Source organism: Bacillus sp. FSL M7-1020 (assembly GCF_038050415.1).
Taxonomy (GTDB): Bacteria; Bacillota; Bacilli; order Bacillales; family Bacillaceae_G; genus Bacillus_A; species Bacillus_A toyonensis.
In genome coordinates, this window is the sequence record NZ_JBBOTW010000001.1 from 2,865,328 (window position 1) to 2,879,088 (window position 13,761).

At 33.6% G+C, this 13,761-nt stretch carries 16 protein-coding genes; 2 read left to right on the forward strand and 14 right to left on the reverse strand.

What is annotated here, in order from left to right; all coding sequences use genetic code 11:
• Positions 1-39: 39 nt before the first annotated feature.
• From MHB70_RS14560 to MHB70_RS14570, 3 genes are all read right to left on the reverse strand, one after another.
• Positions 40-786 carry a DnaD domain-containing protein gene (locus tag MHB70_RS14560; RefSeq protein WP_016091203.1) on the reverse strand — a complete coding sequence of 249 codons (747 nt, stop codon included), beginning with the start codon at positions 784-786 and terminating at the stop codon, positions 40-42.
• A gap of 321 nt (positions 787-1,107) precedes the next feature.
• Positions 1,108-1,764, reverse strand: a complete 657-nt coding sequence (locus tag MHB70_RS14565) for a uridine kinase family protein (RefSeq protein ID WP_000359525.1) — start codon at positions 1,762-1,764, stop codon at positions 1,108-1,110.
• A gap of 472 nt (positions 1,765-2,236) precedes the next feature.
• Entirely contained in the window at positions 2,237-2,818 is a 582-nt protein-coding gene (locus MHB70_RS14570; protein ID WP_016091205.1) for a TetR/AcrR family transcriptional regulator, read from the reverse strand.
• Between the two features lie 226 nt (positions 2,819-3,044).
• Here MHB70_RS14570 and MHB70_RS14575 point away from each other — a divergent pair, with 226 nt between their 5' ends.
• Complete coding sequence (locus MHB70_RS14575; RefSeq protein WP_061530663.1) at positions 3,045-4,289, forward strand: MFS transporter; 1,245 nt, start codon at positions 3,045-3,047, stop codon at positions 4,287-4,289.
• A 169-nt stretch (positions 4,290-4,458) separates the two neighbouring features.
• Here MHB70_RS14575 and MHB70_RS14580 read toward each other — a convergent pair whose 3' ends face one another.
• The gene (locus tag MHB70_RS14580) at positions 4,459-4,920 is read right to left on the reverse strand and encodes a hypothetical protein (RefSeq protein WP_000591655.1); all 462 of its coding nucleotides are present in this window, start codon (positions 4,918-4,920) and stop codon (positions 4,459-4,461) included.
• A gap of 365 nt (positions 4,921-5,285) precedes the next feature.
• On the opposite strand from MHB70_RS14580, the gene MHB70_RS14585 reads away from it, so the two are divergent.
• Positions 5,286-5,993, forward strand: coding sequence for a DNA alkylation repair protein (locus MHB70_RS14585; protein ID WP_000346354.1), 708 nt, complete (start codon positions 5,286-5,288; stop codon positions 5,991-5,993).
• 102 nt (positions 5,994-6,095) lie between these two features.
• Here the strand turns inward: MHB70_RS14585 and MHB70_RS14590 are convergent, their stop codons facing one another.
• The 10 genes from MHB70_RS14590 to MHB70_RS14635 form a co-directional block, all read right to left on the reverse strand.
• Positions 6,096-6,422: a DUF3895 domain-containing protein gene (locus tag MHB70_RS14590; protein WP_001071903.1), complete on the reverse strand. Its 327-nt coding sequence runs from the start codon at positions 6,420-6,422 to the stop codon at positions 6,096-6,098.
• A gap of 791 nt (positions 6,423-7,213) precedes the next feature.
• Complete coding sequence (locus MHB70_RS14595) at positions 7,214-7,654, reverse strand: SMI1/KNR4 family protein (protein ID WP_001052208.1); 441 nt, start codon at positions 7,652-7,654, stop codon at positions 7,214-7,216.
• Entirely contained in the window at positions 7,655-8,251 is a 597-nt protein-coding gene (locus MHB70_RS14600) for an HNH endonuclease (protein ID WP_000378751.1), read from the reverse strand.
• 217 nt (positions 8,252-8,468) lie between these two features.
• The gene (locus MHB70_RS14605; RefSeq protein WP_000427863.1) at positions 8,469-9,008 is read right to left on the reverse strand and encodes a T6SS immunity protein Tdi1 domain-containing protein; all 540 of its coding nucleotides are present in this window, start codon (positions 9,006-9,008) and stop codon (positions 8,469-8,471) included.
• 9 nt (positions 9,009-9,017) lie between these two features.
• A complete protein-coding gene (locus MHB70_RS14610) occupies positions 9,018-10,712 on the reverse strand; it encodes a polymorphic toxin type 15 domain-containing protein (RefSeq protein ID WP_061530664.1) in 1,695 nt (564 codons plus the stop codon).
• 32 nt (positions 10,713-10,744) lie between these two features.
• Entirely contained in the window at positions 10,745-11,071 is a 327-nt protein-coding gene (locus tag MHB70_RS14615; RefSeq protein WP_001198200.1) for a hypothetical protein, read from the reverse strand.
• The gene (locus MHB70_RS14620) at positions 11,071-11,790 is read right to left on the reverse strand and encodes a DUF5081 family protein (protein ID WP_061530665.1); all 720 of its coding nucleotides are present in this window, start codon (positions 11,788-11,790) and stop codon (positions 11,071-11,073) included. The genes MHB70_RS14615 and MHB70_RS14620 overlap by 1 nt, the downstream gene beginning before the upstream one ends.
• Positions 11,791-11,812: 22 nt before the next feature.
• Entirely contained in the window at positions 11,813-12,118 is a 306-nt protein-coding gene (locus MHB70_RS14625) for a WXG100 family type VII secretion target (RefSeq protein WP_000014533.1), read from the reverse strand.
• Between the two features lie 26 nt (positions 12,119-12,144).
• Positions 12,145-12,567 carry a hypothetical protein gene (locus tag MHB70_RS14630; RefSeq protein WP_000883458.1) on the reverse strand — a complete coding sequence of 141 codons (423 nt, stop codon included), beginning with the start codon at positions 12,565-12,567 and terminating at the stop codon, positions 12,145-12,147.
• 444 nt (positions 12,568-13,011) lie between these two features.
• Positions 13,012-13,749, reverse strand: a complete 738-nt coding sequence (locus tag MHB70_RS14635) for a M15 family metallopeptidase (protein WP_080451931.1) — start codon at positions 13,747-13,749, stop codon at positions 13,012-13,014.
• Positions 13,750-13,761: the final 12 nt, after the last annotated feature.

Genomic DNA, 13,761 nt, shown 5'->3' on the forward strand with positions numbered 1-13,761 from the left:
TTTTGAAAGAACCTTTTAAAATAGAAAAATCCTTATATGCTACGGATCATACAAAATGAATCCTTCCTTTTCTTCACTTAAATCTACTTGCCCTTTCTTACACCAATTCCTCAAAATCCCCTTCACATAAGCGAACGTTCGCTTATTATGTTCAAACGCAATTTTAAGTGCTTCTAGTACTACCTTTCCTGAAACTCTTTGTATCCAATCCTTCAATTCTTTCACGATATATGGGGATAAGCTACTAATATGTTGTTCATAAAACTTGTACACTTTACTATTGGGAACGGCCTCTTCTATACTTTCTACCTCTTCTACTTCTTTCTCTTCAATAACTTCTTGTAAACTACTAGTATCCTCTTCTTCAGGCATACCAAAATGCTGCAATAACAATGGGATCTTCCATTCTTCTTCAAGACATCTACGTAAATACATATGTATGAACTCTTTATTTTTCACAGTCTTCAACTCACGTAACACACATTTTTCTACATTCGTATTTAAAATAGGGTTATAACGTAGCCAATTTACTATGAATAACTCTTTCGTTTCCATATCATAAAAAATCTTCCCATATTCAACAAACCGGTTTAATAGCTTCTCAACAGTTGCCATACTGTAACCTGTTTCAAGCTCTGCCACTCGCTTCGGTAATATGTAAATACCACATTGCTTCGTTTTCGTTCCAGTTAACAAATATATGTAAAAATAACGCTCCTCTGGCGTTAAATCTAATATGAATTCATCTTGCCAAAAGTTCACCTGCACATTACGGTACACCGCCATCTATTTCCCTCCACTCTTTGCTAGCAAATAAGAAATCCCAATCCTTCAATATAAATATAGGAATGTGGGAGCCGTTTTGGCATTCGAATTACAATTTTTTTTACTACTTACTGTAAAGTAACAAAAAGGTTATTTAATCTTGCTACCAAAAATACAATAGACATCTGTCTATGTAAATGACAGATGTCTATTAAAGTCGTTTAAAAATCTAGTTGTTTCATAGACAATGGATTTTTAGGTGAATAATAAAGTTTCTTCATTTGAGAACCAAATAATGAAAATGAACCCTCATAATAAACATAACAAATAGAGTATTTGCATTTAAACTTTATAAAACTCAAATGTATTTTTTTCTAGACATATTGCTTCATCGGAACTTTTAATAATAATATCAAAACGTTGACTGTATGGATGCATAAACACTTTATACTGAATCCGACGTTCTGCATGAGACCGCCTTAAATAATTGATATCGGCTCCCCTTTCAGCAATATCTCGGCTAGACCTTCTCATTAATTCCGTTTCATCATCTGTATAGAAGTAAATTTTCAAATCAAATAGATCGGGATTAATAAATGCGACACACATTCCTTCTACAATTGTCACTTTGTTTTTTGAAGAAATTAACTCGCTTTTCATATAATGCGTATCTATCGTATAAAAATCTAAACCAGCCCTTACCATCTGAACATCTCTTTCTAAAGCAGACAAATGATGCGCTGATGGATGACAAGCCGTCATTTTATAATGATGATTTTCGTTTTGATATGTATAGTCAATAATTGCATGCTTTCGTATGTCTGAACTAACAATATATGGATCTGTATTAATATAATTCACTTCATTTTGATCTAGTAGGTCTACAAGCATATTAGCAAACGTTGTTTTTCCAGCAGCGCCATGTCCTGAAACACCAATAACAACCTGTTCATTAGTCCTACTAATCCAATTTATGATTTCTTGCAATAACTTATCCATCCTTCTCCCCCTTTTACTGATATACTGCCCTTATTTTAATTAGTTAAATATTGAGATGTCCCCTCATCTTATTATACATGAAAGAAAAAATAGCATAATTATCCATCGTACCATCTCTAATTTTATACAACTATATTATTTGTGAACACTTACAACGACGTTATTATGTTTTCGCGCTTGTTTTGTTCTTGTAGTTGTTTTTGTTTTTGTTTTGTTTTTTCTTAGTGATTTATTACTTGGTAGGTGCTTATGAGGGGCTTGGAAGGGGCTATATAGCGTTTTATTCCCGTCTAATTTTTAATTACACACGCCTCCTACAATCTTCTTATACTGTGTACACCTATAAAATTATATTATTTCCGAAAATAAAAGCACTGAATTTTCTTCGTAGATAATCCAGTACTTGACGATTGAAACTTATAAATGAAAGTGGCTACTATTAATAAGGTTAGTTGGAATACACTTCTACAAATCATTTTAGTAGCGATACGATTATACATACCGAATTATCTATAACGGAACGTTCTGGGCGTGATTTCATTAGTACTGTTAATCCTATTAAAGAGGTGACTAATGTTTGCGCTACTGCTTTAGCGTTCAAATCACTTTGCAGTTCTCCGGACTGAATTCCTTTCGTAATTAATTCTTGAAATATAACTGAGAGATACATTTGATGTTCTCTAGTTAGCACTTCAAACTTTTCATTATGAGGAGCCAGCTCAACCATTGTGTTAATACAAAAACAACCTTTACTTAATTCTTTTTTATATTCCTCTTCCACTATATTTTCAAAAAATGTCCGAATTGCTTCTTTCACAGATTTTCCGCTTTGAAGTTTTGTTCGTATACGAGCCGCATGTAAATTTGTGTATCTCCTTAATGCAGCTTCAAATAAACCCTCTTTATCACCAAAGGCTGAGTATAAACTCGGTTTTTGTATTTCCATTTTAGCAGTTAGATCACTTAATGAAGTAGCAGCGTATCCCTTCTCCCAAAAAAGTTGCATAGCAGCATCCAAAGCTTTTTCTTCATCAAATTCGCGTAGTCGAGCCATTTAAAACCCTCTCCTTCTCCATCTATTTTTTAAGACTATACATTATCACTTTATGTACCGATCAGTATATTATATATCGTATTAAATTATAAACGATGTGTCAAAAGAAAACGTTATTAATTCAAAATAAACTTGACATATCTATTTCTTCGAGATTATATTTTACTTACAAAATAACATACCGTTCGGTACATTATTTTCAATCACACAAAAAGGAGCTGATTTTATGAGTAGCAAAGAAAAAATGATGACCACTCTAAAACATACTCATATACATTCACCTGTTCATGCAACCATGTCACGCTATATGACTCTATTATTCGCAATAGCTTGCGGGATGGCTGTGGCGAATATATACTTCGCTCATCCACTACTTGATTCTTTATCAAATGAATTTAAGATTAGTCATTCAACTATCGGTATTGTGATTACGATTACTCAAGTTTGTTATGCACTCGGATTACTTTTATTCGTTCCACTTGGTGACTTATTAAGCCAAAAGAGACTCATTATTGTTCAAATGCTTTTATCTGTTTTCGCTTTAATTGTAATCGGGATCGCTCCCTCCAGCACCATACTTTTTATAGGTATGGCCTTAGTAGGACTTCTTGCAACTGTTACGCAAACACTCGTCGCATACGCATCAATTTTAGCTAATCCAGCAGAACGTGGACGCATAGTAGGTTTCGTGACAAGCGGCGTTGTAATAGGTATTCTCCTTGCTCGTACATTTGCAGGCACATTAACAGATTTAGCTGGATGGCGGTCCGTTTATCTCACCTCCGCTACCCTTTTACTCTTCGTATCTTTTTTATTACATTGGAATTTACCTACTCTTGAACAGAAAAGAATGACAACTATGCCTTACCGAAAATTAATACGTTCTGTTCTCTTATTATTTGTAGAAGAACGACTCTTACGCATTCGCGGAATATTAGCATTGCTCATTTTCACTTCATTCAGTATTTTATGGACTTCTTTAGTATTACCTCTAAGTGCTACACCTCATAATCTATCACATACAGCTATTGGTGCATTCGGCCTTGCTGGAGTTGCAGGTGCATTAGCTGCTACGAAAGCGGGACAATTAGCTGATAAAGGATTAGGACAACGAACAACTGGCATAGCCTTATCTTTATTAGTACTTTCATGGCTCCTAATTAAATTTATTAACTACTCTCTATTGTTACTAATTTTCGGCATTATCCTTTTAGATTTAGCTGTGCAAGCTGTACATGTCACCAATCAAAGTATGCTTTTCACAGTGCGCCCTGAAGCAAGAAGTCGAATCACTGCCAGTTACATGATTTTTTATTCTATCGGTAGTGCAACGGGTGCAATTCTTTCAACAAATGTTTATGCAAAATACGGATGGAATGGAGTATGCCTATTAGGTGTATCTATTAGTGCTTTTGCTCTTTTATTTTGGGCAATGACCTTACGACGATCATCACAACTAAAAGAAGAATAATTCATTTGTATATTTTCTAATTCGTATTTTTCTACAAGACTATAAGAATAGCATTTATTTTTCAAAATAAATCAACGGCATTTTCATATTAAAAATGCCGTTGATTCCAAACTTTTATGTATGCGATTCGCCATTTCATGATAATTGATCATAGACTAGTGAAATACCTCTATTTCAAATTACCTTTAACTTGTCCAACAATCTCATTTATCGTATTTCGATCAAACTTATCACTAATTTCGTATGGCTTACGATCTTCTACTAATTGTACCCCTACGATGTCTTTTCGGTTCTTACCATATTGCACTTCAATAATAGATCCGCGCTCTATTTGTTTCCAAATGTGGCTTGCTTCATCTTTATTATCTAAAATAATACAGTCCTCAATAGTTTCATCAATCCCAATTAACTTGTTATCATCCATATATCCTACCTCGTATTGTAGACGTTCTTTCGCTTTTCCGCTTACTAATATACCTTTGCTACCATATGAGTAATCCGTATAATCCTTTTTCTCCACTTGTACCGCTTTCGGCTCTTTTGCTTCAGTTTTTTCAGCAGTTCCACAACCCGTAATAAGACCAATCGGCATAACCACCGTTAATACTACTCTAGTAAATTTCTTTATCATTTGTAACCAACCTCACATGTTTAACTTTAAATTCCATTTATCCCCTTACCAAATAATAACATAACACTACAGAGAAAATGCCAAAGATAAAATATTATTTACATTCTCCCACTTTAAAAACCGATGCGGAAAGTTATACATCTATTTTGTCTCTTTCCCGTTTACCTTAATGTAATATTCTCATGATTATAATTAGATGGAAGGTCAAAATCACAAACTGAATTGCCAAGGAATTATAGAAAGTAGACATCCTACTCACATACGATTAGTATTAAATTTGAGAGGTATGGAAAACTCGATAAAAAATATAAACTATATCATTAAAATTAAAATGGTCTTTATATTAAGGAAGGAAGTGCACAGCTATGGATTTTAAAACAGTTATGCAAGAGCTTGAATCCCTCGGTAAGGAAAGAACGAAAAAAATATACATATCTAACGGTGCACACGAGCCAGTTTTCGGCGTAGCTACGGGCGCTATGAAACCGATCGCTAAGAAAATAAAATTAAATCAAGAGTTGGCTGAGGAACTTTATGCCACAGGTAACTACGATGCTATGTACTTTGCAGGCATTATTGCAGATCCAAAATCTATGAGTGAGTCTGATTTTGATCGCTGGATGGACGGGGCATATTTTTATATGCTATCCGATTATGTAGTGGCAGTAACTTTATCAGAGGCAAATATTGCACAAGATGTTGCTGATAAATGGATTACAAGTGGGGATGAGCTTAAAATGTCTGCAGGCTGGAGTTGCTACTGCTGGCTTTTAGGGAATCGCAAAGACAATGAGTTTTCTGAAAGCAAAATTTCCGATATGCTTGAAATGGTGAAAAATACAATTCATGATTCACCAGAACGAACAAAATCCGCTATGAATAATTTCCTAAACACTGTGGCAATTTCATATGTACCGCTACACGAAAAGGCAGTTGAGACTGCAAAAGAAGTTGGTATAGTTGAAGTAAAACGTGATAAGAAAAAAAGCAGTTTACTAAATGCTTCAGAAAGTATTCAAAAAGAACTTGATAGAGGCAGACTTGGTTTCAAACGTAAATATGTAAGGTGTTAAAAGTATGAAGGTGTCAATCTAAGTGAGATTGACACCTTTTTTTATGGACATTACTAGATTAATCGGACTCAAAGTTAAAGAGAACCAATCATTCATTTCCCTCTATACATCTAAAACTTCTTCTTTCAATTTATATACTCTATCTCTTTTCTCATCATCTTTGATAAAAATAAGTTTTCCTTCTTTAACAAAACCTTCTAATATTAAGCATACTTGACCATATGCTTTAGGCTTATTTGTTGTGAATCTTTCATCGGGTATTTTACCAGATCGTATTAATCGTTCGCATAGCTCAAGTGCACTTATTTCTTCAGAATTAAGTAATTCCAAAATAGCTTTTTGCAATGGCGATAACGGTACGGGTATCTCAGCTACCTCCACCTTCTCTTTTTCTTCTTCAAATAAATCTTCAAATGAAATTTGATTCATTACATCTTTTCCTTTCTCACAATTGATTTATATAACATGAACTGAATCCTATATGTACTGGAACTTTAAATATTATGTATTGTTATGTAGTACTTACCTTATTACATGAATTTCAAACTCATGTCCGTAATTCCATATAGTATGTTTCGATTATACCAAATATACGTTCTGTCTTCTATTGTAGAATTTTTTATAACAGGAATGAGAGTAATAGTGAATATTTATCTTCTTTTTAGTTTTATAAACCATGTAAAAAAGAGAAAAAGTTTACATAACAAAATTATAATTTCCTATAAATTTTCTATGCTAAAACGCAAAAAAGCACTTGTTGCCTCAAATAGACAATCAAGTGCTTTAAGTTTCATCTTTTTTAAATAGCATAAATTTGTAAGTTTTATAGTAACAGTATAACGACTTTTATATGTCGTGATAACTACTACGTTAAAACTTACGAGCTTGTACGAGTTCATTAGTTTAATATACATTCCATGGTTTTTATATTCATCGCCCAGTAAAATGTCATCTTATCTAAGCTCGCACTTCGTTTTCTATTCTATCATTGCACATAGTACCCTACGATGGTCCAACCATCATGAAGTACGTACTTTCTAACAGCCTATTCTTTTTTTCACTGCAAATATACTTTATTTTTTACTCATCTATATATATGCTTGTTATCTTTAACCATGCTCCACAACTTTTGACATTCTCATATGTAAAGTCACTGTAATTCATTTCGTATATTTGCTTAACCTCTTAAATTATTAATTACAATATACAAAAGTTAATAATTAAGGATTCTTCAATCCATTAATAAAACCCTTAAAGCTATCAGCTATTTTATACGTATTTTCTTCTTCACTAGATTGCGGGAAATAAAAAGAGTGATCCCAATAATACACACCATAGTTTTCAGTATCTGTAATAAGTACAATTAATCCTGAACCCGGATCATCTCCTATTATTAAACTGTTCGGTAACATATCTTCTTCAAACTCTTCATAGCATTCACTTAAATCAAAAGTTTTTTTTACACCTATACCATACAAAACATCTAAAGAGATTTCCTGATTTAATTCTTTAACAAAAAACTTACTATACCTAACTTTCGAAGTCCCTCCGTTATATTCACTTAAAAAATTTTTATAATCTTCCGGGAGTAAAAATCCTAAAAACTCTTCTAATTCTTCAATTGATTCTTCAGTTGCTTTACCAAAAGCATTTAAATTCATCTATTTCACTCCCATTTCATCTTTTAACTTCTTAGCTAATGACATTCCACCCATATGTCGAAATCTTCTGTGCATCTCTTTACTAACTTCTTGCATTGTTGTTAAATCTTGATGGTGGTGCCATGTATTTTCATCTAATTTCGGTCCATTTGGAGCTAATTCATCAGCTTTAGCAAAGTCAATGTCATATCTATTAAATTCACCTATCGGAACTTCTTGTCTTACCAACCCAGCAGATTTAAAGTCCGGAAAACCTTCAGGATAAGAAACTCGATTGGGAGGAATCTCCCAATCAATATAAGTCCATGTTCCTTCCTCGCTAATTTCGATTTTCCCACCTTTTTTCTGCCATTTTTCAGAATCTCTAGAATATAGGGGTTTAGTAGATAATTGTTCCTCTGTAAACTTCACTATTTCTGGGTTTTTCCCCGTACCCTTAACCCCACCACTCTCCAAATTCGAGATCCTACTCTGAATACTCGACTTTGAGGCATCATGGGCTTCTTGTAATTTCCCGCTATAGTTCGTTCCAGTTCTAGCGACACTTCCATCTGGCAGTATTTCTACACCTTTAAAGATTTGGGATACGGAGTCCACACCTTTTGCTAATTTTCAATTATATAATACTAGCAATTTATGTTAGCCTTAATTCATAAAAAATTACTTTTTATAAATTCAACCCAAGTTTCTCGTTACCACATTTCTATATTATAACATTAACTCAATCGTATCTTTTAAAGCTTCATTTACATTAATAGCCTTTTAAATAAAAAAACTGAAAGAGGATTTATCCACCTTCCAGTTTCTTCGTTCATTATTCTATCGGCCCCATAAATTGAGTAATTAAATAAACATGCTCGATAAGTTTGACTTTTTGTAAGTTTTCTACTTTTTCTGGTCCACCTAGTGCAAGTAAAGGTGTGTAACCAAAACATTCATCAATTTCAAGCTTTCCGTATTTATTTAATGCCTCCTGATAATGCTTCCAATCCAATGCTTTCTCTAAAAAATAATCATCTTTCGTATTTTTAAAGAAAAACTTAAATTTTCCAGCTACTACATCTACCGTACCTTTTCGATACTTAAGTAATAATAAATAGTTGTTTTCCCACACAAGAATATCTCCCATACCTGTTGTAAAAATTGGGATAGCTTCTTCATAACGAATATAACTTTCCTTTAATATATCTAAATATTTTTCTGGGTTTATTGCTCTTAAGTATCCATTTAACATACTCCCAAACCCATAGCATTTCCATAAATCTATTATTTGATCTGGAACTTTCCCTGTATACTTTTCAATAACCTCTGTTGATGGTTTTTCGAAAGATATAAAATCATTTATATTTTCCATAGTATCCCCCTACTCCGATTTCAATCTAACATTAAGATATATCAATTTTTTTTCTTCCTCTGATAAGGTGTCAGCAACTCGTCTAATTTCCTTATCCACATTACCAATCCTGCTTTTCCACTGCGAACCTATTGATGAATTAATTCTAGAATCACCCATGCCAGTTATTTTTAATGGATTTCCACCCGCAATTTGATCTGGGTCATGTAATGCAGCTTTATCCTTTATCCACTTTAAAGCTTGCTCTTCTGCTTCCCTAAATGAAAAACCTTCTTCCATAAATTCATCTATTTTATCTTGCACAGCTTGTTTTCGTGCTAATCTTTGAGCTGAATTTGCTTGTTTTGATCTTCCATATTTTAAAAATTGGTTCCGATTCTGAATAAACTCATCAACTGTCAATTTTCCCAGCCCATCTTCTTGGTTTTTTAATTGTCGTATAAACTCATCTTCATTATGTTTTGGATTACGTTTAAATTCGATTCCAATTTCGTCAGTACGCGAGCTATTATTACCCACTCCGCTAGTTTTATTACTTCCTTCTAATTTACTATGCCCATGAACAAGTTGATAAGCGTCATCCTTAGCTGCCGTACTTGCCTTTGAAAACTTTCCAGCTACTTCTCCAACAGTTGAAGATTCTATATAAGGAAGCTTCATTCCTATTCCAGTATCCACCGTCCTAACTGCTACTGGAATAGGAGTATTTTTCATAGCATCTAGTGCATTTTTTAAAGTCTTATTTTCCTTAAGCGATTGTACCACATTTTTACCCAAATTTGGATTAAAACCAGGCATTCCTTCTTTGAATTTTAATAATTTGGCTAAATCAGCTAATTCACTCGTTCCTTTGAATGCTTTTACTCCTTTTCCTACTGCTCCAACAACTGGGATTGCATCTAATCCGCCAAAAATGATGTTTCCTACCCGCTCTTCTTGGCTCAATTTCCGGTGTGTTCCCCAGTCTTCTCCGTCGATACCGCTTTTTATTTGTACAGCGCCGTATACAACTGCGGCAGCGGCCCCAAGTGGTGGACAAAGGATTGTTGTGATGATGATTCCTGCGCCTATTCCTATGTCTCGTATCATTTCTAGTTTTTTCTGTTCATCTTCTATCGATTTGTATTCAAATCCTCGTGTGGATGGGACTACTTTCTTGTATTCTTCATAATTTAGTTTTGCATCTGGGTTTTGTTTTTTTAGTTCTTTGTACTCCGCTTTCAGTACGTTATCAAATGCAGGTGAATCTTTAAAAATATCTTCTACAGTTATTTTATCTTTTTTTGTTTGTATTGTTTGCGGTACACTTCCGTATCCCGCGTGCTCATCTGGTAATACTGTCGTTGTTGTAGAGCCAATTCGGTTATTTGTTTCGAAGCTAAGAATAGATGTATCTCTCATTTTTTGAGCGAATTTATCCATTTCTACTAAAAAAGGTTTATCTATATGTTCAGACACCAATCGCCCTGCTTCTCCGCAATATTTTTGTAATGTCGAATAGCTATCAAGTAATTCCCCTATTTTTTGCGATTGATCTTTTGGGCTAAAATGTATACTACCATCTGAGTCTAAATCTCGTATTCTTCCATCAATTCTTTTTAATGATTCATTTGCGTCCCGTAATTTCATGAGTGCATCTTTTGTAATTCGATTCATACCATCTCCCATGTTTTGCCATGGTTCAGGTCTATATTTCACATCCATTTCGTTTTCATCCCCCAGCCGTATGGTGATTTCTACAACTTACTTAATCTTTCACGTAATTGTTCGTCCTTTTCAAGCATTTCTACACATACATTTCCTACAACTTTCGCCGACCTCAAATAGTGTTCAGACAATTCAAGTGTTTTGTGTAATATATCAGGATATTTTTCAATTACTCTCATCGCTTCACCTTTTTGATAAAAATCACTGCTTAATAAACTCTCAATATTTGTTCCAATGACGTCTAAATGGATTTTATATATATTTTCTAACTTCATTACTATATCAAGTAGTTCTTGAAAATTAACTAATACTTCTTCTCCACCACCAGAACCACTATCTCCCATTGATACTTGCATTATTGCATACCTCCTAACGAGAATTGTCTCGGGTCAATTAACTTTTTATATGGCATTTTTAACACGTCATACAATTTCTTATTAACCGCATAGAGGCTCACCCAGTCATATCGATTACGATCTACATCTATTTGAACGAAATCTTCTCCTTCAGTGAAATATAAGAAACATTCCCATTTTCCTCCTCTATTACTTCGAGGCCTCGTATACGTTTCTATCGCTATAACGTCTTTATTTGATAAATCTTTCCCCTCAAATGTTTGTTGTTCTGTTTCTGTCATTCTCTTTGAGAAAAATGTATCTTCTATTTCTCTCAGTTCTCTCAATAAGAAAGGGATGCGTGTTAATAATGAAAAATATACGTCTGGCTTTGGTATGTAGTCGATCTCGTATTTTTTATTTGGCTCTACTTCTGTTAATACAGCCACTCGGTCTTTATCATGTTTCAAAAAGCCAATTAATACATTATTAATTCTCGTGTATTCATGACAATTTTCATATTCCTTTAATAGCTCAATCATTTGAAAAGCTGCAGAGGTAATTCCATTTTCACTTGTAAGCAAGCCTTTTTCTTTTAAACTCATAGTTGCTTTCGTGACACACTCTTCATCAAGTAAAATAATTACGTCACGGTTTGGCAATCCAAATATATCCGTAACCCCGGCTGCACCTGCGAGAACATATAATTCAGCTGGTGCAAAATTCCTTTCTTTTTCCATTCTTTTATCCCTCATTTCTCCATCACAACTGTTTTATCGCCCTTACTTCCGATCTATCTCCGTACGTTTGAATACTTTTATCTAACTCTTTCAAAGCTTTCGTATGTCCTTCAAATGCATCTACCAGTTCTGAGTTATATTGAATGATTAAATCTAGATAACTTAAAAAGGCATCTCTCGTTTTTCCATTCCAGTTCGCACATGTAACGTATGCTTTTAAGTTTTTCGCTTCGTTTAAAGAATCCTTCATACCATTTTCTATGTTTTGTGCGTAAGAAATGGCACTTGCAGTGTTACTTCCTATAATTTCAACCTCTTTACCACTCATGTTGGTTCCCTCCATTCTTTGTATGCTTAATGGATAAGTTTTTCAATTTCCTTTTTCTTTTCTTCAAAAGCCTTAGTCGCTGCAGCGTATGCTGACGCTTTCTCCGCTTCTGCTTTAGCTTTATATTCCAAATACTTTGCATAAGCTGTACCTTTTGCAGATCCAACATCGCTTAATGCACTTTTAAAATAGGATACTAATGTATTTAATTCTTCATCCTTTTCATGACGTTTTTGTTCAAATTCAACTGCCGGAATTTTATTAGCTTCCAAGCCATTACTTTTACTCTCATAATCTCTCTTCGCTGATTCAGCCTCTTGAATGAATTGCTTTAACTCTCTTTCTTTATCTTTTAAATAATCATGTAAATCATCATACCGATCTCGTTTCCTCGCACTTTCTGTAAAACCAGACGCATTTAAAAAAGCATTGTACAATTCATCTAACATCTTTCTCCCCCTTTATTACAATAATTATGTAGTTAAATTCGTATATATAAACATAAATATTCATTACATTAAGAATTAACAAATAATTATTTTTGCATATTGCTATTTTATCAAAGGGGTTTTAACATTTCCATATTTTATAAATAGCTTTCGCATTTTTCTTCAATTGTAATACCTCAAAAGCAGGCAGTCTTTAAGGCCTAATTAAGTAAGTATTCTATGTTACAAATGAAAAAGGATCTGATATAAATATCAGATCCTTTTTCACTGCTTCTTTTATAAATTTAATTTCTTGATACATACATCGTTTCATACGATAACTGGTTCATACGTGCTCAAATTATCATACACAGTTTTTACAATACTAGGCGGAAGGTTAACACATCCTCAGATCCACCTTTTCCTGTGGCAGTGCATAATTTTTAATAGAATCCAAGTGTATTTTTACTTGCCTGACTTAATTTTTTCGCTATACTCTTCTAAAGTTAACCCTGTTTCTTTTAGATACACAGCAACTTCTTTTCCTACATAACGATAATGCCATGGCTCATACTTAATACCAGTAATATTCTCTTTATCTTTCGGATAGCGGAGAGTAAACCCATACTCTGCAGCATTCTTATCTAACCATTTGAATGCATCAGTCGTTTCAAATTTTGCATTTAAATCTTCTACCGTATTCTGCCATTCAACTGAAATAATGTCTAACGCTAATCCCGTATGATGTTCACTTGCACCAGGATACTGAAGATATTCCAATGCCTTAGCACTAGCCTCTTTATCCGACAAACCTTGAGATTTATAGCTTTTAACTGAAGCATCATAATAAGTTTGTTGTAATTTTATAGCTCGATAACCTGATCTTAAATAAAGATTGATTCCCTCTTTTTTTGCAGCTGCTACCATATCCTGATAGGAAGTTGCAATTCTACTATCTATTTTCATATTTGGCTTCGCATTTTGGGTAATACTTGTTAATTCAATTCCTAGTTCCTTTGATAACATATGCTCTCTATTTACAAGGATAATTCTCCAATCATTAACATCAGAGATAGGTAAAACATCTTTTTTATTCGCATTTATCTCATTTTTATTTTTATTTTTATCGTTATTATTAGTAGTTTCCTGAGATGTTTGCTTTCCACTACAAGCAGCAAGGCTCCATCCCATTGCCAATACCAATGCTAAAATTAT

Excerpts from the sequence above, each read along its gene's own strand:
- MHB70_RS14565 (WP_000359525.1), bottom strand. The coding sequence starts at position 1,764 with ATGGATAAGTTATTGCAAGAAATCATAAATTGGATTAGTAGGACTAAT.
- MHB70_RS14625 (WP_000014533.1), bottom strand. The coding sequence starts at position 12,118 with ATGAGTGGTAAAGAGGTTGAAATTATAGGAAGTAACACTGCAAGTGCC.
- MHB70_RS14585 (WP_000346354.1), top strand. The coding sequence starts at position 5,286 with ATGGATTTTAAAACAGTTATGCAAGAGCTTGAATCCCTCGGTAAGGAA.
- MHB70_RS14615 (WP_001198200.1), bottom strand. The coding sequence starts at position 11,071 with ATGCAAGTATCAATGGGAGATAGTGGTTCTGGTGGTGGAGAAGAAGTA.
- MHB70_RS14570 (WP_016091205.1), bottom strand. The coding sequence starts at position 2,818 with ATGGCTCGACTACGCGAATTTGATGAAGAAAAAGCTTTGGATGCTGCT.
- MHB70_RS14610 (WP_061530664.1), bottom strand. The coding sequence starts at position 10,712 with ATGGATGTGAAATATAGACCTGAACCATGGCAAAACATGGGAGATGGT.
- MHB70_RS14620 (WP_061530665.1), bottom strand. The coding sequence starts at position 11,790 with ATGGAAAAAGAAAGGAATTTTGCACCAGCTGAATTATATGTTCTCGCA.
- MHB70_RS14575 (WP_061530663.1), top strand. The coding sequence starts at position 3,045 with ATGAGTAGCAAAGAAAAAATGATGACCACTCTAAAACATACTCATATA.
- MHB70_RS14595 (WP_001052208.1), bottom strand. The coding sequence starts at position 7,654 with ATGAATTTAAATGCTTTTGGTAAAGCAACTGAAGAATCAATTGAAGAA.
- MHB70_RS14630 (WP_000883458.1), bottom strand. The coding sequence starts at position 12,567 with ATGTTAGATGAATTGTACAATGCTTTTTTAAATGCGTCTGGTTTTACA.
- MHB70_RS14560 (WP_016091203.1), bottom strand. The coding sequence starts at position 786 with ATGGCGGTGTACCGTAATGTGCAGGTGAACTTTTGGCAAGATGAATTC.
- MHB70_RS14580 (WP_000591655.1), bottom strand. The coding sequence starts at position 4,920 with ATGATAAAGAAATTTACTAGAGTAGTATTAACGGTGGTTATGCCGATT.
- MHB70_RS14605 (WP_000427863.1), bottom strand. The coding sequence starts at position 9,008 with ATGGAAAATATAAATGATTTTATATCTTTCGAAAAACCATCAACAGAG.
- MHB70_RS14590 (WP_001071903.1), bottom strand. The coding sequence starts at position 6,422 with ATGAATCAAATTTCATTTGAAGATTTATTTGAAGAAGAAAAAGAGAAG.